This window comes from Pedobacter sp. Hv1, from assembly GCF_001412215.1.
GTDB lineage: Bacteria > Bacteroidota > Bacteroidia > Sphingobacteriales > Sphingobacteriaceae > Pedobacter.
Genome location: NZ_LLWP01000007.1, coordinates 16,381 through 38,171, shown reverse-complemented (window position 1 = coordinate 38,171; position 21,791 = coordinate 16,381). Strand labels below are relative to the sequence as shown.

At 37.2% G+C, this 21,791-nt stretch carries 21 protein-coding genes; 10 read left to right on the top strand and 11 right to left on the bottom strand.

Annotated features, from left to right (window positions below):
• Positions 1-70 precede the first annotated feature (70 nt).
• The 3 genes from AQF98_RS14060 to AQF98_RS14050 form a co-directional block, all read right to left on the bottom strand.
• Complete coding sequence (locus tag AQF98_RS14060) at positions 71-1,408, bottom strand: metallophosphoesterase family protein (protein WP_055132607.1); 1,338 nt, start codon at positions 1,406-1,408, stop codon at positions 71-73.
• 534 nt (positions 1,409-1,942) lie between these two features.
• The gene (locus AQF98_RS14055) at positions 1,943-2,497 is read right to left on the bottom strand and encodes a dihydrofolate reductase family protein (protein ID WP_055132606.1); all 555 of its coding nucleotides are present in this window, start codon (positions 2,495-2,497) and stop codon (positions 1,943-1,945) included.
• 167 nt (positions 2,498-2,664) lie between these two features.
• The gene (locus tag AQF98_RS14050; protein ID WP_055132636.1) at positions 2,665-5,199 is read right to left on the bottom strand and encodes a M1 family aminopeptidase; all 2,535 of its coding nucleotides are present in this window, start codon (positions 5,197-5,199) and stop codon (positions 2,665-2,667) included.
• 194 nt (positions 5,200-5,393) lie between these two features.
• Here AQF98_RS14050 and AQF98_RS14045 point away from each other — a divergent pair, with 194 nt between their 5' ends.
• The 5 genes from AQF98_RS14045 to AQF98_RS14030 all read left to right on the top strand — a co-directional run bounded on the left by AQF98_RS14045 (position 5,394) and on the right by AQF98_RS14030 (position 8,256).
• Entirely contained in the window at positions 5,394-5,915 is a 522-nt protein-coding gene (locus AQF98_RS14045) for a GNAT family N-acetyltransferase (protein ID WP_055132605.1), read from the top strand.
• Positions 5,916-5,945: 30 nt separating this feature from the next.
• Positions 5,946-6,155: a helix-turn-helix domain-containing protein gene (locus AQF98_RS22440; RefSeq protein WP_200911889.1), complete on the top strand. Its 210-nt coding sequence runs from the start codon at positions 5,946-5,948 to the stop codon at positions 6,153-6,155.
• Between the two features lie 204 nt (positions 6,156-6,359).
• A complete protein-coding gene (locus AQF98_RS14040; RefSeq protein WP_152969722.1) occupies positions 6,360-6,818 on the top strand; it encodes a hypothetical protein in 459 nt (152 codons plus the stop codon).
• A 19-nt stretch (positions 6,819-6,837) separates the two neighbouring features.
• Positions 6,838-7,536 carry a hypothetical protein gene (locus tag AQF98_RS14035; protein ID WP_055132603.1) on the top strand — a complete coding sequence of 233 codons (699 nt, stop codon included), beginning with the start codon at positions 6,838-6,840 and terminating at the stop codon, positions 7,534-7,536.
• Positions 7,537-7,542: 6 nt separating this feature from the next.
• Positions 7,543-8,256, top strand: a complete 714-nt coding sequence (locus AQF98_RS14030; RefSeq protein ID WP_055132602.1) for a DUF1266 domain-containing protein — start codon at positions 7,543-7,545, stop codon at positions 8,254-8,256.
• Positions 8,257-8,401: 145 nt separating this feature from the next.
• Here the strand turns inward: AQF98_RS14030 and AQF98_RS14025 are convergent, their stop codons facing one another.
• From AQF98_RS14025 to AQF98_RS13990, 8 genes are all read right to left on the bottom strand, one after another.
• The gene (locus AQF98_RS14025) at positions 8,402-9,181 is read right to left on the bottom strand and encodes a hypothetical protein (RefSeq protein WP_055132601.1); all 780 of its coding nucleotides are present in this window, start codon (positions 9,179-9,181) and stop codon (positions 8,402-8,404) included.
• A gap of 344 nt (positions 9,182-9,525) precedes the next feature.
• Complete coding sequence (locus tag AQF98_RS21935; RefSeq protein ID WP_082435077.1) at positions 9,526-10,662, bottom strand: nuclear transport factor 2 family protein; 1,137 nt, start codon at positions 10,660-10,662, stop codon at positions 9,526-9,528.
• A 36-nt stretch (positions 10,663-10,698) separates the two neighbouring features.
• Complete coding sequence (locus tag AQF98_RS14015; protein WP_055132600.1) at positions 10,699-11,163, bottom strand: nuclear transport factor 2 family protein; 465 nt, start codon at positions 11,161-11,163, stop codon at positions 10,699-10,701.
• A 290-nt stretch (positions 11,164-11,453) separates the two neighbouring features.
• Positions 11,454-12,590, bottom strand: coding sequence for a serine hydrolase (locus AQF98_RS14010; RefSeq protein WP_082435080.1), 1,137 nt, complete (start codon positions 12,588-12,590; stop codon positions 11,454-11,456).
• Positions 12,591-12,653: 63 nt separating this feature from the next.
• Complete coding sequence (locus AQF98_RS14005) at positions 12,654-13,376, bottom strand: hypothetical protein (protein ID WP_055132598.1); 723 nt, start codon at positions 13,374-13,376, stop codon at positions 12,654-12,656.
• Positions 13,377-13,404: 28 nt separating this feature from the next.
• Positions 13,405-14,175: a DUF4097 family beta strand repeat-containing protein gene (locus AQF98_RS14000; protein WP_055132597.1), complete on the bottom strand. Its 771-nt coding sequence runs from the start codon at positions 14,173-14,175 to the stop codon at positions 13,405-13,407.
• 86 nt (positions 14,176-14,261) lie between these two features.
• Positions 14,262-15,086: a HEAT repeat domain-containing protein gene (locus AQF98_RS13995; RefSeq protein WP_055132596.1), complete on the bottom strand. Its 825-nt coding sequence runs from the start codon at positions 15,084-15,086 to the stop codon at positions 14,262-14,264.
• Positions 15,076-15,615 (bottom strand): RNA polymerase sigma factor, encoded by a 540-nt coding sequence (locus AQF98_RS13990; RefSeq protein WP_082435075.1) that lies wholly within the window; start codon positions 15,613-15,615, stop codon positions 15,076-15,078. Before AQF98_RS13990 ends, AQF98_RS13995 begins: the two co-directional genes overlap by 11 nt.
• A 243-nt stretch (positions 15,616-15,858) precedes the next feature.
• Between AQF98_RS13990 and AQF98_RS13985 the strand changes: the two genes are divergently transcribed.
• The 5 genes from AQF98_RS13985 (at position 15,859) to AQF98_RS13965 (ending at position 21,750) form a co-directional block, all read left to right on the top strand.
• The gene (locus tag AQF98_RS13985) at positions 15,859-16,227 is read left to right on the top strand and encodes a BlaI/MecI/CopY family transcriptional regulator (RefSeq protein ID WP_055132594.1); all 369 of its coding nucleotides are present in this window, start codon (positions 15,859-15,861) and stop codon (positions 16,225-16,227) included.
• A 158-nt stretch (positions 16,228-16,385) separates the two neighbouring features.
• Positions 16,386-17,336 (top strand): M56 family metallopeptidase, encoded by a 951-nt coding sequence (locus AQF98_RS13980; RefSeq protein ID WP_161805873.1) that lies wholly within the window; start codon positions 16,386-16,388, stop codon positions 17,334-17,336.
• Between the two features lie 118 nt (positions 17,337-17,454).
• Positions 17,455-19,881, top strand: coding sequence for an outer membrane beta-barrel family protein (locus AQF98_RS13975; protein ID WP_055132592.1), 2,427 nt, complete (start codon positions 17,455-17,457; stop codon positions 19,879-19,881).
• A gap of 139 nt (positions 19,882-20,020) precedes the next feature.
• Entirely contained in the window at positions 20,021-20,632 is a 612-nt protein-coding gene (locus tag AQF98_RS13970) for an RNA polymerase sigma factor (protein WP_055132591.1), read from the top strand.
• 92 nt (positions 20,633-20,724) lie between these two features.
• Entirely contained in the window at positions 20,725-21,750 is a 1,026-nt protein-coding gene (locus tag AQF98_RS13965) for a FecR family protein (protein WP_055132590.1), read from the top strand.
• Positions 21,751-21,791 lie beyond the last annotated feature (41 nt).

The following is a 21,791-nucleotide window of genomic DNA, read 5'->3' as shown; positions in this document are numbered from 1 at the left end:
ATTTTCGTGTTATCATATAGCTTCTTTTATCTACAGACTTTATGGCTACTACTAAAGCTGTCCGACTGCTTTACCTTAATTTTTTCGATTTTGATTTTACCGATACCTGATCGATCGCATTGCCATTTCGATCGTAAAGTGTCAGCGTTAAGCGCTTTTTCTCAGCTTTCATAATTAACGCTCCGACGGTTTTACTCCCTTCAGACCAGCGGAACTTGATTAAATCTTTGTTGTAGAGTTGCTCTTCAAGGGGACGACCTCTCTCGTTATCCGAGGAAGGTGTTTGTATATAAACTGTTCCTTTTGAACCGTCTGTTTCCTTGTCAGCATATATGGCATTAGTTCGCACGTAGATATGGTTATTCCCGCTGATGGCGAGGTCAACACCGCACTGGTCAAATAACTCCTTCCACCTGTTATATTGTGAACTCTTGCCATCGTCTCCCATGAACCATTGGTAATGCTCTAAGACTATAACGTATTTGGCCGGATTGTTTTTGATTACTTCCCTTGTCCAGTCCTGCGCCTTTGCTAGCTCTTCATCGCTTTTCATGGCCTCATTGTTAAGCATAACGAATAATGCATCGCCATAAATAAAATGATAGGATACTCCAATTTCTCCCTGATAACCATTGAGCGGATTGTTGTTCACGCTGTGAAAAAATTTATTGCTTTGTGCATTTAGCCGGGTCATATTATCGTGGTTTCCATTGACTCCCGCCCAAACGTATTTACTGAAAGTGGAATCTGCGTACAATGTAGGCCAAAACGAATAACTACCTCCCCAAGCGGCCATATCTCCAACATGGAGCATCATATTAAAAGGTTTTTTATTTTGTTTTTCCAGTTGCCGTACCATTTCCATAGCAGCCTTTTGCCTGTTTGGTAGGGGAGCGTAAACGTGCATATCGGAAATAATGCCCATGTTCCATTTTGAGGATTTTGGAGCTGTTTTGAAATAATGAATTTCGCTGTTTTGGTTAGAATGGGGACTGCTAGTAGGTTTTTGTTCTGAAGAGAGCTTATATTGATACTCCGTATCCTCTTTTAGTCCTTGCAGGGCAATGGTATTACGTATAAAGCGGACATCTTCATAGAAATTTTCACCATTTGGTTTTTTTGAATAAATGCTATCGAAGACGGTACATAATTCTTGATCGGCTCGAGCACTGATCGCGTTCTTCCAGTTTTTATCTGATCTCCTGGTATATATAATGTAAGAATCCCCGCTACCAATGTTTGTATGCCAGTTGAACCGGATTTCGCTTGAAGCATTTTCTCCGGGGTTGGCTATGATGGTATAGGGAGTATTTTGAGCTGCAACCGGATTTAGCCATGCAAAAGCGGTTATCACAGCTAGAAGTAGAGACAGTTTTTTGAGCATTTCTAAATAATTTCTAGCATACATCCTTCAAAGATATTGTTTATTCCTCTCCTTTAAAAAGGTTCTTTTGGTTAAAATCGGACCATATTTTGGGACAAATAGATACCGCCTTTGCACTGAACTAGTTTTGCGGAGATTAATTATGACAAACTATCTAATCGTTTGATAACATAGCTTGAACTTTGGTTCTGGGCATTCTGGAATTGGTTGTTATAGCTTCTGTGGGGATTTGATTTCGCTTAACACGGTTTAATAAAATTAGTACAACAGGGTTAATAGAAACAGCACCGAGAAAATCTCCTTACTTGGAAAGGAAAATAAACGCACAAAATAGAGTAAGGAAAAATAAATAAAATCACTTATAGTCAATTATTTAAGTTTTTTTGCGCTGCAAAACCATTAGTTCTTGCTTTCTGTTCTTAGGGAAGGCATACATAAAGGCTTTGTTTTTACTTTAGGGGCGCACTCTGACGAGACGCACTTTTTGTTTAGCCACCAAGAATAGGTTTAAGAAAGTCACCATTTGTTCTGCCTTTCTACCTTTTCAACTAATTATGCTTAAGCCTTTTTGCGGTAATGATGGGCTACGCAACCATTTTTAAAGGTTCGTGTTCCTACCAGATCTAGCTTAAAGTGCTCTTGAAGGCTGCCGTCATTAAGTAGGTGCCTGCCGCTACCCGCTATAACCGGATGCACTATGATATGAAATTCATCAATTAGCCCAGCGGCCATTAGCTGGGGCAACATGCTGACTGTGTCCATCGAAATTGTTTTACCAGGCTGCTGCTTAAGTTTCCGTAGTTCGGTTGCTGGTTCACTACGAATGATCGTTGTATTGTCGTCTACTTTTTCTAGAGTTCGTGATACCACCACCTTATTGGTGGAAACAAGCCGATCAGCAAAACTGATCTCGGCAGCAGAACCGGAACGGTCCCTTGCCACATCGGCCCAGTAGGGGAACATGAGCTGGTACATGATGCGGCCATAAAAGAGCAGGTCTACATCATCCATCAATTCGGTGAAGTACTCCATCAGCTCTTCGCTGGGTTCCCCTAGGGTATGGTCGCAGTAACCGTTAAGGCTAATGTTGATGGTAAATGATACGTTTCTCATTCTACAAATTTAAGTGATGTGGTCAAAAATGGTGAGGGTCGCTCTTGACAAAAACAAGGGTCTTTTGAGCCAAATGAAAGCTATGAATAACCCTTGACACCATGCTTTTGTAAGGTTTCTGCAATTTCATTAAACCCTTTCTCTTTTTGTCTGCATCTTTTTGTCTCCTAGTTTAACTTTTGAGCCCTGCGAAGGTTGTCTGTTGCCTGCAAGATCTTGTCTTTTAACATGGGATTATAGTTTGGATGCGTCTTTAAGAAATTTTGGACAACCTGATAGGCGTATTCAGACTGATAGGAGCCAAAAACAGCAGCAAGCCAGCTTTGCGGAAAGAAGATATCACCAGTCTGCTTAATCTGCTCTAGCAATAGCAGACTTTCTTCAAGGTAGGCCTGCGATTGGCGCTGGCGTAATGGATGGTGTAAGTAGGAGAGACCAGCGGTTACCCAAGCCTCTTTTTTACGGTTCGCTTTCTCCCGTAGGCTATAAAAAAAGGCTGCTCTTTCGGCCGGGTCAGTAGCTAATGATGGTGCCAGGAAGGCAAGTCGCTCCTTACGGTCGTTATTTAGCGTTCTTTCAATTTGTTGGGCTATAATAGTTGTTGGACTGTTTGCCCTTAATGCGATGGAAACAGCTAGGGATATATAATCATCTTCAGTAAGCTTTATCCCCTCAGGTGGCGTTTTCTTTTCCCATATTGCTACCATGCGCTCTGATGCCTGGTTGCTTAAGTAAAGGTTCTGATAGGCATTGAATAAGATTTTTTTACCATTTGCTTGTTGCTGGCCCATCATATTCCATATCGATTTTTCTAGTTCCTGATGAATTGCATTCCTGTCTTGCTCTTTAATAAAATTCCAATAAAGGTTTGACAGATAGCCGGTAAGGAGCTTCAAGTTTAGTTCGTTCTTTTCAAGCCCTAGCATTTTAACGTAGAAATCTATGGCCTCGAGAGGTTTCAGATACTTGCCTGCAAGGGTGTTTTCATAAAGGTTGATATATACAGATGCCCGCTCTACCGGTTCAGCTAGCAGGTTAACGGCCTGGAGCATTGCGTTATCTACCGGGAAAAGTCCATATCCCATTCCATTGGCATTAAAAAAGTAATAGAGTGGCTTTTCTGTACCATTTAAGCTTGGTAGATCAAGCTTTGCGTCTTTCATGTTTACCGTTACCGTGGTGGTGCGACCGGGATAAACCAGGTTCAGGGTAAATACTTGGGGCCAGAGCCTAGGTTCGCCCTGCTCTGGACGCTGGCTAATGCTAAAATTGCTTATGCGATTGCCTTGATACTTTACATCATAACTGAAGATGGGCCTGCCTGGAAGATTAACCCAAACCTTGTTCCATGCATAAAGATCGGCTGTCGTATGCCTAGCTAAAATGGTGATCAACTCTGGCCAGTCTGCATTTTTATTGGCATATTTAGCCAGGTATTCCCGTATTCCTTTTTGAAAGTCTACCGGTCCCATAAGGGCCTCTAATTGGCGCATCATAATTGGAGCTTTATGGTAGATGATATTACCGTACATAGAGCCGGCATCTTGCAGGTTGTTGAGCTTCTGCCTGATTGGATTGGCACCAAGGGTTCGGTCTACCCCATAAGCAGCTGGAAAATGGTCCTGAAGAAATTTGAGGTTAAAGGCCTGTTCGCCCATCATTTTTTCAGCAACTTTATCTGCCATAAAATTTGCAAAGACTTCCTTCATCCATACATCATTGAACCATTTCATGGTTACAAGGTCTCCAAACCACATGTGCGCAGTTTCATGAGAAATCAGATTGGCCCTTGAAATGTATTGATCTTTAATTGCGCCATCATCCAGAAATAGCGAAGAAGACTTGTATAACACCACCCCGGGATGTTCCATTCCCCCAAATTGGAAATCTGGGATCGCTGCAAATCCGATTTTTTGGAAAGGATAGGGGATGGCTGTCCAACTGGTCAAAAAGTCAAGGGCATCAGTATGTAATTTGAAGATGGAATCTACGCTTAGGCTTATTTTTTGTGGATCGTTTTCACGATAAAGCAGCTCCATAGGTTGCTTGCCCATTCTTTTTGCCTGATCAAATTTTCCGCTACAGAAGGAGAACAAGTAAGTAGAGATCTTATCTGAATTGGTAAACTGGTACCTGACAGTGCTGTTTTGTGTAAGGGAATCCTTTAATTTACCATTTGCAAGTACCTTCCAGCCTTTGGGAACGGTAAGGCTCAACTCAAAACGGGCCTTTAGATCTGGCTGGTCGAAGCAAGGGAAAGCTGTCCGGGCATTTGCGGGTACAAAAAGTGCATACAGGTATTCTTTATTTCTGTTGAGCGATCCGTTTCCTGCAATAAAAGCAATCTTAATACGATTTGCTGTCTTTTTAAGGTTTTTGCCAAATAACAAGATATGCTCATTTTCAAAAATAATGGGTGTTTGCTGCCCGTTTACCCATAAGCTTTTGAGCTTGCTTTTATCCTCTTTAAAATCTAATTGTAAGACCTGGGGTAGCTTGCTGAGATCGAATTCAAGCTCGAGCAATGACTCGATGTCCTGCTCCTTGTTTACTGGGATATTAAAATCCAATCGGTATTGAATGTTGCTGATCAACTCGCTGCGAAAGGTAGCAAGCTCCTTGGAGACGCCCTTTTCGATTTTTTGTGCAAATGCACCTGTACAGATCAGCAGCGCAATAAAGGCAGCTATAAGAGATTTCATCTTCATTAATTTAATGTCATTGGCTTAATTCAAATAATTAGCACAATATAGCAAATATTGCCAATGACCCAGTTCATGTTGAATAGCTTTAAATAGAAGTCATACCTGTGGAATCTATGAAGTAAAAATTTATCTTAATTGTGAAATTGCTATTGAGTGGATAGATTGCTTATTTTTGCGCTTTACTTAATGTTATGACAATAAACCGCGCTACCCCTGAAGACGTAAAGGAACTGAACAAACTGGTGAATTCTGCCTATCGCGGTGAGGAATCGAAAAAAGGCTGGACAACAGAGGCTGAAATCCTTGATGGCATCCGGATAGATGAACATACGCTTGAGGCCCTGTTGACTAGATCAGAAGCAACGATCCTTAAATGTACGGATTCGGATGGTAGGATTCTGGGTACGGTATGTTTGGAAGTAAAACCGCATGGCCTTTACCTAGGAATGTTTGCCGTGTCACCTGTTTCCCAAGGGCTTGGTATCGGAAAATCCCTATTAAGTGCAGCAGAAAGGTTTGCCCTTGAAAATCAATGTGGCAAGATTATCATTTCTGTGATCAGTACCCGCATTGAGCTAATTGACTGGTACAAGCGCCATGGCTATGTTGCAACTGGAGGAGCTATTGCCTTTGAGCAGATCGAGGGTAGGTTCGGTGATCCCAAAGTGCCAGCTATTAGCCTGATCGAGATGGAAAAGGTACTAGACAAGTAAGTAAGGGAAAGTCGAGACTGATCTCTCCTAATCAATCATCAGTTAAGACAGCATTTTTATGATTTTGTAAATGCCTATCGTATTGAAAGTGCAATGGATATTTTAAAAGGTGCTACAAAAAGCAAGGTAACGCTCCTGAAAATTCTATATGAAGTAGGTTTTAATTCAAAATCTTCTTTTAACACAGCTTTTAAAAAGCACAGCGGCAGCACGCCTACCATTTACAGCAAACAACTGTAAAACAATGTTTTGTGATTATTCGTACTTCTCTTTGTAACTATTCGTACTTGTTTTTTGAAACAAATGCGTACGAGTATTTTTATTCGGTCGTAGAGGGCCGACTTCCTTCTTATGTTTGTCGCAGATTTTTAAGTGAGTTGGGCAAATCAAAATTCGAAAATTGTTTTCCAGGAGCTTACACGAGCGAAAATCAAACACAGAAAAATGGTAAAAAAAAATCTCCTATTGTCTTTTGTTTCAATGTTGGCAGCAAATGCTGTATCAGCAAAGCCAAAAATTCCGTTTGGCAAGATTGACAAAATAGAGATTGTAGCCGATCTCCCAAACACAGAAAAGTATGCGGTAAGTATAGGCTCCAAGGAATACCTGGATTTAGCAAGAATGCATCAAGAATATAATATTGCCTGGGTTATTCCAGTTTGGATAACACAAGACCCAAAATTGGTTTTGGCAAAAAAAGAAAGTGATGAATATTTCGAATTAACCAATGCACAGCTTGATCAGATTGTGAATGAGAATAAATTGAATAAAGAAAGTCTTCTGCAACTTGGGCTTTACACAAAATATGGAGGAAAGCTTATAGTGCTATTGATCATCGGACTAATCCTCTACGGAATTTTTTCTAAAGACAACACTAAAAAAGTAAATCCAATAAATATTTAAACACTTAAACCGAAAAAGAATGAACCCATTATTTTTAATTCCAGTTGTATTGATAATTGTAGGTGTAGTTTTCATGATGATCATGAATAAAAAACACAAAACAGCAAAATCAGAAATTGATTTAGATTCTGAAAGAACTAAATATGACCAATATAAACGAGAACTTTTAGCTCAGGATTTTTCAAAACTAACAGCATGGATGAAAGGTAAACCAATTGACGCTTTTACTTCGGCATCTGTTCCCCAGTCAACAACTCATAAAATACAAGAGCTTGTAACTGATGGCATAAAAAATATAGCATTATCCGCAATTGGTATAAAACTTAAACGAATTGAAACAGATTGTTTCTGGATTTTAAGTGGAAGCGATTTGCATTTTTTTAGCACTGATACAGTTGGCAAATTAGATGAACACATTGTATTTGATAATTTTAGAATCGAAAAAGCTACGCTTCAATATGGGGGCCTTCTGAAATCGCAATTGGGTGTTTATTCAAAATCATCAGAAGAATATTTACCAAAAACACATGTTATCACTTTTGATATTGACGGAAGTTCGTTAGCTCTTGAAATTCACGATAGACTTAATTATATGGTTGATCCTGAAGATCTGCTTAACCTAAAAAAGCAATTAGAAACAAGAGCAAAATATCAGGTAGTTGGCGAAAAATTTGTGAAAATTTTGCAGGATAAATTTCCTAACCTAAAAATGTCTTAATATAACATGACATTTTTTTCAAAATTTTTAAATTCATTTAGAAGCATACGATTAAATGATAAGAATGCTGTAGATGGTTATTTGTTAGATCATTTGCTTGTAGGTTCAATGTATGCCGAACAACAGTCGGCATACCTGAATTCTTATGAAACAGGTTTAAACAAATCAAATATTACAAAGTTAGTTGAAACATATTGGGAAATATCAGACCAAAATCAGGCAATAGAAGTTCTCCAAAGTTTGCACGACAGAAATCAAGATGAAAATCTTGACATTGTATTTAAAGCATTTGAAAATTCGGAAAACTACGCTGATATTTTAAGATCAAATCTATCAAATGAAGACGGCGTTTTTGATGATTATTTAAACCTATTCAGAAAATTAAGGAATATTGTCCCTGAATTGATTGAGGAGAAAATCATCACAGATTATCTTCAAATAAAAAAGACAAAAGATAGCGGTTGGAATTATGGAAGAGCTGTGTTTTTAGCACGCTGCTGCTACGAATTAGGTTATATTTCCGAAAAGGAATTAATAGCATATTTAGCAAAATCGCACAAGGAATTGAAAAAATATTGTAGCACATGGAAAGAATATACAACGAGTTATATTTTTGGAAGGGCAGTTTGGGGTGGAGGCAATAATAATGGGATGGTACAGATTGCAAATGATTTATTGACTAACAACCAAAGCCCACTCAAAAATAAAATGTACATCTAGATGTTTATCAAAGCTATTTCAGGCCTGATTACAATGGGAAAACCGATTTGCTTTCTATCTTTTACAAGGTAGATGTACCCTGTTAATGAGGTATTTTTGATAAAATAAATTATAAAATGAAGGATAAGCTGTGATTGGTATATGCTTACAATCTATCAAATTTTACAATCCAATCTTCAATTGCCCTTTTGGTACTTGGATGCAATGAAGTGGTATTTGTCTTTTGAAGACTTTCTAAGTAGTAATTTTTGATCCAGATGTATTTTTCAAAAATACTTTGATCAGCATATAAATTACTTTTTATCATTTCATAAACAGATGAAACTGTTTTATGAATTTTATTGTCTTCATATAAGATTTCAGCATAGTTTATAAATACAGCATCATCTTTGATAAGTGAGGAAGAACTGTTTTTGTAAATTAAAGCGTCATCGTTATTATAGGTTTTGATAAAATCAGTTCTGTCTTGATTATTTAATGAAATGATATAGGGATCGATAATTACTCTGGGATAAATTGCTTGGCTTTCGAGCTTATAAGCTTTTATATATCCTTTTCCAACAAGTATATTGTTCTGGTTATCAAAAAATACAGGGCCGAAAGAAAGCGCACCTCTAAGTAGAATTCTTTTCTTTAGCAGCGTGATTTGGATTTCCTTAATCGTTCTTATGATTTGTTTTAATCCATTTATTCCTGTGGGGGCTACTATGATTATAGAGTCGCTAATTGAAATGAAATCGATCTTGGAATTAGTTTCCTTGAGCTTTCTTAGAATTTCATTCACATAATAAAAGTAACGATCAAGTTGCTCTAGGTTATTTTGAGAGACAAGATTGCTAAAACCCATCACATCTAGGAAGGCCACAAACTGGTCTTCAAATTTTTCAGGTAATATTTTGCGTATGTAAGTATAATTTTTTTCCATTAAGAAAGTAATGCTCAACGTAGCTGAATGTCACATACCATTTTATATAGTACTCCTCTAAGGTAAAAAACTTGATATGATATTTATCAAACTATTCAAAAATAGTAGGATACAGTAGCTATATTTTGCAAAAAAGTAATGCGGAGCATAAGAGATAGAAAAACGAAAGTTAATATTGGTTTAGTTATACCCATTGGCCGATAATCTATTTTCTAAATATAATTAAACTTGATCTTATTAATGCATGGATAAATCAACAACGAAAAACTGGGCTCGCCAGCCCAGTTGATCTACTAAAAACTAAATTGAAATATAAATTGGCTAATACTAAGGAAAGAGCAATGCTAACGGCTGTCTTTTGATAATTCTCGCCAACTATAACTTTTGTGTACAATTTTCCAAGTGCCTTTGTATTTAAGGAGTAGAAAGTAGTCTGTGAAAATTCGAGAATTGGGAACTACAATTTCTGCTTTCGCAATTGCTGCGTCTTTTTCAATATCAATGGAAATGATCCGCCCAATTCTGTTGGACTTTTCGCCAACTTTGATGTTAGCAATGTATTGTTCACCAGAACGAGTCCATAAGGTATCTTTTGCAACCGTGTACAGATTGAAATTAGGATGAAAGGCCTTGCGCAGTCTTTCGGGTTGTCCATTTGCTGTACCTTCAATGTAATCAAGCAATACCGCTGTAACTTCATCTAATTCAGTTTTTACAGGTGCCTTATTCGTACCCTTAGCATTGGTATTTAAAATGGTAATAATTGCATTGGTCATTTTGGAGGCAGAAGAAGGGTCTTGTCCAGTTACAAAGCGGCCATCAACAATATAAAAGCTATCTCCGCCCTTGTCTGAATGCACAAAGTTTCCATCATTGTTTTGAATTGCCTTATCTATTGCAAATGGAAATGTTTTGTAATATTCCATCTCTTTATTCTCAAATTTGTCTGGATAACCTGTCAGTTTTCTGCTTTTATATAAAGAATTGCCATTTTCATCTTTTAAAAAAGCCAATCCGGCTGTGCCATGACATATGGCTGAAACTACCCCATTTTTGTTGTAAATTTCTCTGGCAATTTTTTGGATGGTTACATCCTCTGCCACACCATACATGGCCGCACCACCACCACTATAAAAAATGGTTGAATAGTTGGCAGGATTAATTTCACTTGGTTTGTGGGTATGTTCCAATTTGTCCATAAACCAACCATCGTACAAATACTTTTTTTGAAGACTGTCTGACGCGTTAATGTAGCCAATAGGAATTGCTCCTCCCTTTGGGCTGATGAAATCGACCACGTAGCCAGCTTTTGTAAATAGGTGATAGGGAACCACAATTTCTTCAAAGTGGTTCGATGTACTTATTTTTGTATTTCCATAAAAGCTCTGATTTGAGGTAACAAATAGGATTTTTTGTTGTGCAGAGCTACTTATTGGGTGTAAGCCAATTAAAACAAGTAATAAAATGATTATTTTATTCATATCATTAGAATGATGAGGTAAGAAGAAGACAATGAATTATTCCTTTGATTTGGCTACTGGTACTTCGACCGTTTTATGTGGAATACGGCTTGAAATTTTATCTACAATCAGCCAACCCTGATTCGTTTTCAGGAGATTGAAGTAGTCGGTAAACAATAATTTTGCCGTACTGATTTCAACTTTTGCCACAGCCGCATTGTTTGAAATGTCGATAAATACGGTACGGGCCGACCAATTGTTGGGTTTGCTATCACGTTTTTTATAACCTACCAAGTACTTTGATTTGGGTATGATCCTAAATTCGCCATCGCTAAAACCTTTCAGTTGCCAAGAGTCGTGAAAGGCTTGCGCTACCATGGCCGAGTCGCCCGTGGCCTGCCCATCAATGTAAAGGTTTAACGTTTTTTTAATCGCCAACCAATCATTGTTAGTTTCATCTACTTGAGCATTTACATTCAGAAACAAAAGACTAAGTCCGATACATAGAAATACTTTTCTCATTTTTTTAAATTTTGATTGTTAAATAATGAGGGCAAATGTCTGGGGTATGCTTCTTTTAAAGGCTTTGGTTTATAAAGTAGAAGTTTGATTCTATAATATTGAACTCATTTTGAGCATTATTTTTGATCTGTTGGGTGAGTATCAAAGTTTTTATGCAGTAGGGGTGGTCAATTTTGAACTAAAACTGCTATCAAAAAAAATCCCGGCTACTGTTGCAACCGGGACTGATAATGAATTCGTCAACTTATTTCAGGACGATTTACTGCAAACTAGGTGTAATTGAAAGAATGTTATTTCTTGTCTAAGGGTATTCCATAGAGTATTCTTCGGGTGTTTTTAGAGGGAAGTTCAGTGTTCTTCAACATGTTGTTCTGCAGGATAATGATCGTTTTGTCATTATCTAAGTCCCTTTCAATATAGGTAATATAACCTGCCCAACTGCCCGAATGATAAACCATTTTGCCAAAATCTTTGCTGTTGTTGATAAACCAGCCAAAACCATAGTTGGTGCCTTTAGTGTCATTGGTAGGGTAAGAAGAGAAGATCATTTTTTTATCTTCTTCATTCACTAGTTTATTGGTGTATAAAGCCCTGTCCCATTTGAGGAGGTCTTTTGCCGTAGTATTTACCATCCCATCTCCAACAATTCCATCTAAGAAAACGTACATATTTCTTCCCATTTCATCCACTGTAATTTTTCTTTTTAAACTGTCAGAGTAGCCATACGCCAAGGCATAATTTTCGATTTTTTGCGGCTGGTACCTGCTCCGGTAAACCAAGCTGTTCTTCATATCCAATGGTTTAAAGATGTATTGTTTCAGGAATTCGCCAAAAGATTGGCCACTTGCCCTTTCAATAATACTGCCTAAGATCAGGTATCCTGTGTTGCTGTATTGCCACTTTTCATTGGTTTCAAAAGCCTTTTTTGGTTTCAAGGTTAGAAATAAGTTGAGGATATCGTTATTGGTAGCAATCTTATCCTTATCCCAATTGGCAATGGCCATATTCATGTAATCGGGCAGGCCCCCAGTATGCACTAACAGGTTTTGAATGGTTATTCCCTTGTAATCGGCCAATTCTGGAATATATTTAGTGATATCATCCTCATAAGATAGTTTTCCTTGTTTTTTTAGTAGAACAATGCCCATTGCAGTAAACTGTTTGGAAACAGAAGCCAGCTCAAAAGTGGTATTTGCATTTAATTTTGCGCCTGTTTTTTCGTTGGCCAGCCCGTAACTTTTCTCAAAAATAACTTTGCCCTTTTCGGCAATCAGCACGTTGCCATTAAAAGCATCAGCCGCATGCAAGGCGCTATACATTGAATCCAATCTTTTGGTCCTTTCATCTGCATAATTGGTTTGGGCAATGGTCACAGTTGTGCTAGCCCATAAAATAAGGGCTGCTAAAATTTTCAGCTTATTTTTCATTGTTGGTTTGTTTGGTTTGATTATCCGGGTAGGCTTCATCTTCCTCTCGGTATCTGTAAAAGCTTATTGTTTCCTTAAGTAAATCTTGCCGTAGGTCGATTCGAAAACGTAAGCTGGTCCTTTACCAGGCTCGGCTGTAATGGAAGTTAGAAAATTCTCCTGTTTTTTGTCGGTTAGTACCAGATCAAGGTTGGAGTAGATTCTGCCATAATTGGTGGTTACTTTTATTTGCCCTATTTGTGCTTTGCTAAGGCTGGCATCAATGCCACCATATTTAGCATCTACATTAACTGGTGCATTGAAATCAACCAGCTCAACCATCCCATAGGTCGATTTGATATTTGTAACAATGTGAGCCGGCACTTTTATTTCCAGTTTAACATCAATATCTGTTCCTTCCGAATAAGATTTGATACCAGTTTGGTCTTTATAGGCTTTAAGATCTTCGATGGTTTTAAAAGTGGTTTTCTTTCCATCTTGCCATATGGTATACCGACGTGGCAATTTGTCTTGGTCCTTAATCAGATCGCTTATTTCTAAGGTTTCTGCCGTAGATTGGTCTTGTAAAGTAAAAGCACTATCATGTTCACCACCATTTATAGTCACTTTTGCTGTAATAGCTACTTCATTTTTATCCCAGGTGCTGATCCTTACTAGTGGATGATCAAATTTTAAAGATAATTTCTGCCCGGCTTTAACTGGGTAAGAGCGATTGATTACTGTTTGTGCAAAGGTAACCAGTGGTGAAAGCAATACTAAAAGAATAATGATCTGTTTGGTTTTCATGTTATTCAAATTAATGGTCGATGTTCAATTAATTTCCTTTTCTTAGGTATACTTTTCCATATTCGGAGGTGAGGTTAAATTCGATACCGCCACCGTTTAAATTGCCGGCAATATTGCTGCTATTGTATTCAACCATACCATCTTCTACACGCTTTTTCAAATCAATCTTCATCTCTGAAGCGGCAAAAACATAACCATAAGAGCTTTTAAGTTTGAGGCTCGCTTTGGTATCAAGTGGTACAGATACATCAACATTTCCATACATAGACACAAGGGTGATTGGACCGGTAATTTTATCTTTAAATTTGGCAATAACCGATCCATAGATGCTATTAATGCTGATTGGTCCGCTTACATCTTCTAGTTCTATTGTATTGTTACGTGCAGAGATGTCGATCTCTTTTTGGATGTTTTTGAAAACAATTTTGCTCGCATTGATCATATTTTGCCAGTTATATGATATGCTCATACCTTTTGGAACCAATATTTTGATCTTGCCCAAATTAGGCGCAACCTCATTCACTTCTATCGTTGTTCCTTTGTCTGTTACATTGATGCCAATTCCGGTATTGTCGGTAATACCTGTACCGCTAAGTACTGATAAGCCTGCTGCCCGTTCATCAGTAATTCTTTTGTTTTGACTGCTGAAGATCACTTCATTTCCATCGTAGCCCTCAACACTAACTGATGATAGTTTGATGACCAGTTTACCAGTTGCTTTCGCTACTTTAAACTCTTGTGCAGAAGCACCACCTAGGGCACCTAGGCAAATTAATAGGATAATAATTCTCTTTTTCATTTTTGTGTTTAATAAATTGTTTGGTTAAATAATTATTTTGATTTCTGATTAATATTTGGAAATAGACTAGGCTAGCTTTTGATGATTTAAGTTTTTTTCAACTCGAACATACTGGTATAAGCTCTTTCTTTAACCGCATCCATGGTATCTTGGTCTTTTACCATCTGCTCCAGTTCTGAGAGAATGGCCGATTCCTTCATTCGGGTTAACAAGCCAATCAATGCAATCTGTACCATCGGATCTTGTTGTTTCTTTAAAGAATTGACCAATTGCTTTTTAACATAGCTTTCTCGGTAAAATTTAGCAAGACCATCTAATGCCGCCAACCTTACGTTGGTATTTGGATCGTTGTTCATCGTTTGAACGAGTACATCTACTACATCCTTGCTCATGTTTTTCATTTGGTAAACACCCGATAGTATATGAATACGGGTAGCTGGCGATTCCTGATTATGCAGCTTATCAAACAAGACCTGTTTAGTAGCAGGAGCATTGGTCTTTTCAAATACTTCCTTTATGCGTACTTTTCGGTTAGCAATGTCTTGATCTACGTCCTCAAAACGATGCTCTTTAGTTAATGGTTGTTGTGCAACTTCATTTGATGGCAATGTTGCGCCACTAGTAGTTGTTACCTGTTGAGGAGCTTTGTTAGCTGTTTTTGCAACTATTTTGGTCTCCTCAGGTTTGTTGTTTGCATTCATTTTCCAAAACACTGTACCCAATACCAATACAAAACATGCTGCTGCACTCCATTGTAGGGCTCTGAAAGAAATGACAACAACTTTCTTTGGTTTTTTAGGTTCTTGCCCCTGCATTTGCAGTTTGATCCGCTCCAGTACCAAAGGGTTTGGTGTACGGTGATCAAATGCTTCGCTTTCACTATCAATAAACTCTTCTAATTTACCTTTCATATTGTATCTCCTTTAAGGTTTCCAAGAGCTTGTTTTTTGCTCTGAAATATTGTGTTCTTACTCCTGTGTGTGTCATGCCCAACAATTGCGCAATTTCTAGCTGGGGTATATTTTCAATGGCATAAAGTTGAAAAACCGTTTTATAGATCAATGGGAGGGCCTCAATGGCTTTATTCACTTTGCTCATGGTGTATTCAAAATCATCCTCATCAATTGGTTCTTCTGCTATGCTTTCTTTTTCTGGTTCCAACTCGATCATTTTAAATCGCCTTCTTTGCAGCCAATTGATCGCTTTATTGATCGCTATTCTTTTTACCCAGCCTCCAAAATTATTTGGGTTGTTTAAGCTGTTGATATTTCGATAAGCATCTACAAAGGTTTCTTGCAATATATCTTCCGCTTCGGCAGTGTGTTCTACATATCTGCAAATTGCATTATAGACATATTTGGCGTATTTATTATAGAGCTCCGTATACGCATTGGGGTCTCCATTTTTGCACATGACTATAAGGCTTTCTTGTGTAATCATTTACCTGTATTGTATCGATAGTTTTAGGTTCGTTACTTTAAAGTCACCATTCGAAATGGAATGTTGCAGAATTTTTTACAAAATCTTTATTTTTTTTATCAGTTCTGCTGTTAGGATAACTTTTAGCTAAAATTATCCCAAATTGAGATCTAAATGGGAAAAATTTTTGCATCATCAAATTGTATGGATGTTTAGTTGCTATAGCTAATTTATTAGTTTATATTTGTACATACTTTTTTAGCTATGGACATTAAAGACTTAACCAAAGTAGAAAGCCAATTGATGCAGGTACTTTGGAAATTAGAAAAAGCATTTGTAAAGGAAATTATTCAGGAGCTACCCGATCCAAAACCCGCTTATAGTACAGTTTCTACCATTATTAGAATTTTGGAGAATAAGGGGGTATTAGGTTATGAAGCCTTCGGCAAAACCCATAGGTACTATCCATTAATTACTAAAGAAGAATATATGCGCCATGAAGCAGATAAGTTTCTTGGTAGTTATTTTTCAAATTCGGTGCAAGATATGTTCTCTTTTTTTGTTCGAGAAAAGAAAATTGATATGAAAGATGCAGAACAATTGCTTAAAATGATAGATCAAATTAAAGATTAAAAATGGCTCTTCAATTTTACTTTTTCTGGTCGAGCATTTCGCTTACAGTATTTTATCTTTTCTATTTGTTGTTACTTAAGCGAGAAACATTTTTTGTTTTAAACAGGATTTACTTGCTCTCAGCACTTTGTCTGTCTGTGGTTATCCCATTCTTAAACTTGTCTGTATTATTTGCGCTGCCCAAGATGGAGCTGATGCTTTCTACAGTTTCAACTATCGGTGCTGAAAAATTAATGTTTGTTGCCAAAACAGAGTTGGATTGGCTATTGATTATTTATTGGACTGGTGTAGTAATTAGTGGGGCTTTATTGTTGATCAAATTGGTTGGTGTAAAAAGGCAGATGGCATTACCTGAGAAAGGTGCTGCTTTTTCTTTTTGGAAAACAAAGATCGTAGATCAAGAACTTTCTGAAGTAGAGGTAATTCAGGCACATGAAAATGTACATGTGAAGCAGTTTCATACCTTAGATATTTTATTTGTTGAATTGATTGGCATATTTTTTTGGTTCAATCCATTAATTTATTGTTACCGCAGAAGTTTAAAGTTTATCCACGAGTATTTGGCAGATGAGCATGCCGCAAACTTTGCAGAAAGTAAAAAGCAGTATGCCATGGTATTATTTTTACAAAGCTTTAAAACTGGTCCGGCATTAACGAATACTTTTCAAAGTGCTACTACACTTGAATCGAGGATAAAGATGCTGCAACGCAAAAAATCTAAACACTATCGTTTATGGAAATATACACTGTGCCTACCTTTAATTGTTTTGCTGACCGTTATGTGCTCATTCCGATCATCAAATTTTAGGACAGATAAGCATGACAATAATAAAGTTGATAAAGCAGCTAGCTTTCCCGGAGGATTTGAACTTTTTAAGGAATACCTGATTAAAACAACAAGAAAGGTTTCTAATCAAAAAGGAAGCGTAATGGTGAGTTTTGTTGTAGAGAAAGACGGTGAAGTTACCAATGGAAGTATGGTGAGTGGCTTAGATGAAGCTACCGATAAAGAAGCAATTCGACTTGTTGAATCGAGCCCAAAGTGGGAACCTGCCTTGCAAAATGGTAAAAAAGTACGTTCATCATATCAAATGAGAATAAATTTTTAAGCTGATAATCAGGTAGATAAATATTAAATATAAATAATTAGCTGTGATAGCTAATTATTTAGTTGTTTGACTAATATGTTAGTTGTATGTTTGGGTAAATTAATTTAATCCAAATGTTATGCGATTTTTAACAGCTAAATGCTCAGGGTATCTATGCTTCTTATACCTTATTTTACTTCTCAGTTCGGTACCCATAAAAGCGCAGTTAGCTGCAGGTAAAGTTACGGGTAAGTTAGTAGATGAAAACACACAAGCACTTCCTTTTGTACAGGTGAGTTTAAAACGTAGTACCGATTCTACTTTAGTTAAAACTTTGCTGGCCGATGATAAAGGACATTTTGCTTTTGAGCCAACTATAGGCAAGTACTTCATCGAATTCAAAATGATGGGTTATATTGAAACCTATTCTAAGGTTTTTAATATCCTAGCTGGACAGACTGAATTATTGGGTACGATTGAGATTAAATTAGCAACTACACAGTTGGCACAGATCCATGTTTCGGCAGTGCTTCCGTTTGTGGAGAGGAGGGCCGATAAACTCATAGTTAACCTTAACGGATTAGGCTCTGGAGCACCAATAATGGAAGTAATGAACCAATTACCTGGAGTAACTGTTACTCCAGATGATCGGATTAGTTTAAATGGAAAATCTGTGCAGATTTACATAGATGGTAAAGCAACCACGTTTTCTTCTGAAGCACTTGCAAGTTTGTTAAAGGGTATTTCTTCATCATCTATTCAAAAAGTAGAATTAATTGCTCAGCCATCGGCAAGGTATGATGCTGCTGGAAATGGAGCAATTATCAATATTATTCGAAAGCGTAATTATAAAGCCGGATTAAATGGAAATATCTATGGTGGTGGTGGTAAAGGAGAATTTGGAAAGGCAAATGCAGGGATTAACCTTAACTATAAGGGAGCTGCTTATAATATATTGTTGAATCTCGATTATAATTACAACAAGTATTTTTACAATAATCTCATCAACTCAACTTTTATCAATACAGGTAGCGTGGCAATTGGTCAATCTGTTTCTGATATTCAAAGTATCAGAACAACGACTAATTATACCCCAAACTTAGGTTTAGATCTCTATCTTTCCAAACGCACTACACTTTCTGCCTCGGTTAAGCCTGGTTTTCAGTTTTTTGACCGCGAAGGAGCAGCTCATATTGTCAATACAGATCAAGCTAATTTAATCACTTCACGTTCTAAGTTTTTAAGTGAGGCGGATATTCGTTCTACCAATCTTTCTTCAGGTCTGCGTCTACAACATCAAATTGATACCTTGGGACGAGACCTATCGATCGATTTAGATTATTACCATTACGGAAATTTTAACGATCAGGATAACCGTACCATTAATTTTGATCTAAACCTAAACCCAATTGCTAACTTACCGAGTGTGGTAGCACAAGATCGTGTTTTTGATGTCTATGCATTTAAAGCAGATTACATCCATCCCTTAAAAAAGGGCAAACAATTAGAGATGGGTATGAAAACAAGTTATGTTAGCGCTGATAACTCCAATTTTTATAGTGACGTAAAAAGCCAGCAAACAGACCTTTTTTCTTATAAGGAAAGTATTTCAGCACTTTATTTAACTTATGCCAGTACTGGAAAAAAGTTTTCTTATCAGCTAGGTCTTAGAGGAGAGTATACTTTTGGCGAGGGAATACAACAAGTAAACAAAGAGAAATTTAGGCGAAGTTACTTTCAGCCATTTCCATCATTGCATTTGGATTATAAATTTACTAAAAACCATAGCTTAAGCTTAGGGCTTAACAAAAGAATTGAGCGCCCAAGTTACGAAAGTCTAAACCCTTTGGTACGAATTATTAGTGCCAATAACCTTCAACAGGGAAATCCAGAACTTCAACCAGTAATTGCTTACAATGCCGAATTATGGTATGGTTATCAAAATGCGTTCTTCTTAGGTGTTACCTATAATTATGGTTTGGATGACTTTACAAGCATCTCAGTGCCCTTAGCAAATCAAATTACTACTACATTGCCAGGAAATGCAGATTACGCTCGTTATGCTACTATTCAAGCCATGTATGGTAAACAAGTATTGCCATGGTTGTATACCAGTTCTAATTTAATTGTTTCTAGACGATCTTTTAAAGGAGAATTTAATGGATTTTTGCTCCAGAACAATGGCATCACTGCATTTTCGGCAACTTCTTATAATAGTTTCTCATTGAGTAAGAATCTCTCTTTTATGGTTCTTTTAAATTACCGGAGTAAAAGTATGGAAAGAACAATCACCAATAAAGCTTATGCCTATGTTACTGCAGGTGTTCGTCAGCAGTTTCTGAAAAAACGTGCTTCTGCTCAACTTAATTTTATGGATATATTTAAATCTTATCGAAATAGCTACAAGCAAAATAGTGGTACAGTGCAACAATTATGGCGCAATCAATTTGAAACTAGAATGGTGAAACTAAACTTAAGTTATAGTTTTGGAGGAGCCATTAAGAATACTAAAAAGAACAATGGGGCAGAAGAAGAAAAGAACCGAAGTGGTGTAGTTGAAAATTAGTGGCTAGGTTTTTATAAGATGATAAACTTCAGGTGAAAAAAAATGTACAGAACATGACAACTGTTTAAGAATGCATTTTTTTTGAGTTGATAGTGGATAAATCAAAAGGAATGCCTATCATCGCCGTGAAATCCACACCATGAACCTAAAGGCAATACCTACCGCTACCCCCGAGCAGCATTGGCATGCGCTGAAAAACGATGACGGCCAAGCTTTAGAAAAACTGTACCATTTGTACGCAAACATGCTTTACAACTATGGTACTAAGTTCAGTGCTGATCAGGATTTGATTAGGGAGTGTATCCAATTGCTGTTTGTAACTCTTTGGACCAGAAGAAACCATCTTGGACAACCAAAAAACGTTAAGAACTATTTGTTCAAGGCATTTCGGCTTTCTATATTTAAAAAAGCAAAGTTGCTGCAGCGGCACGAAAGTTATGAAGAAGTTGAACATTATCACTTTCAGGCCAGTATCAGTATAGAAGAAGAGTTGATCATCGGTGAAGATCATATCGCCTTACAGCAACGTATCCAAGCAAGCCTTGATCAGCTAAGCTCAAGGCAACGAGAGGTTATTTTCTTAAAATTCTATGAAGGTTTAAGCTATCCAGAGATCGCAGAGGTGATGGGCATTTCGGTAAAAGGAAGTTACAAGCTCATAGCCAGAGCAATCGAAAGTTTGAGAGACAAGATGGATAACCGAGATTTTCCATTGTTGCTATTGCTACTTTCATTAAAATTTTTCAATTGATTATCAGTGGTTTAAAGGTTGCTTGTGTTTTTTTTGGTAATTCATGGGGTAAAATATCAGCCTTAGGTCTAATATGATCCGTAAGACAACAAATGAAAAGAACAATTACTAACCTTGGGAGCTATACCTTAGCAGAATTGCTAGACGATCCAGAATTTATGGCATGGGTAATGAACCCAAATGAGCAATTGGATGCTTATTGGGCAATGCAGCAAAATAATTATCCAAACTTAGTTGGGCTGATTGCAGATGCAAGAAAATTGATCCTTTCGCTAAAGTTTGAACAACAGCAGATGGATAAACTTTCTTATGAAAGTCTCTGGCAACAAATAGCCCAACAGACAGCAACAAAACAATTTCAAAGACCAACGGTAGCCATCTGGATTAAAAGCATGGCAGCAGCTATTGTAGCTATCGCAGTATTTGGAACAGCCTTTTATTTTTATACCAATAGGCAAATAGAAATTACTACCGGTTATGGGCAAACAAAGCATATTTCATTGCCAGATGCTTCTGAAATTATATTGAATGCCAATAGTACCTTAAAATATCCCAATAATTGGAACAAAGAGGAAACAAGAGAGGTTTGGCTCAAAGGCGAAGCTTTTTTTAAGGTCAATCACCTCCACCAACAGGGTAAGCTTACAAAAGGAGATTTCTTTTTGGTACATGCAGGCAATGTTGCTATTAAGGTATTGGGTACCACATTCAATGTTAACCAAAGGAGGCATAAAGTTGGGGTAGCGTTGATGAATGGAAAAATAAGCATGGAGATTGCAGATAAAAAACATCAAGCATTGATCTTGAAACCCGGAGATTTAATGGTGTACGATAACAAAAAGGATAGTATTCTTCGCGAGTTGGGAAATGTTCATGCAAAGATGGCATGGAAAGATGGTTTATTGATATTTGAACAGCTCAGTGCAGCAGAACTCTTTCAGCAATTGGAGGATAATTATGGGTACAAAGCAATTTTTAAAAATCCAGCTATCAAAAGCAAAAAGATCTCAGGAACCTTTAATGTAAATAACTATGATGATCTTTTGAAGGGCATAGAAATAGCTTTGGGCATCTCCATTAAAAAAGATGAGGATCTTCATCAACTCATTATTCAATAAAAACGTTATAGGCTGTTCCATGACCTTTATCAAATACCGTA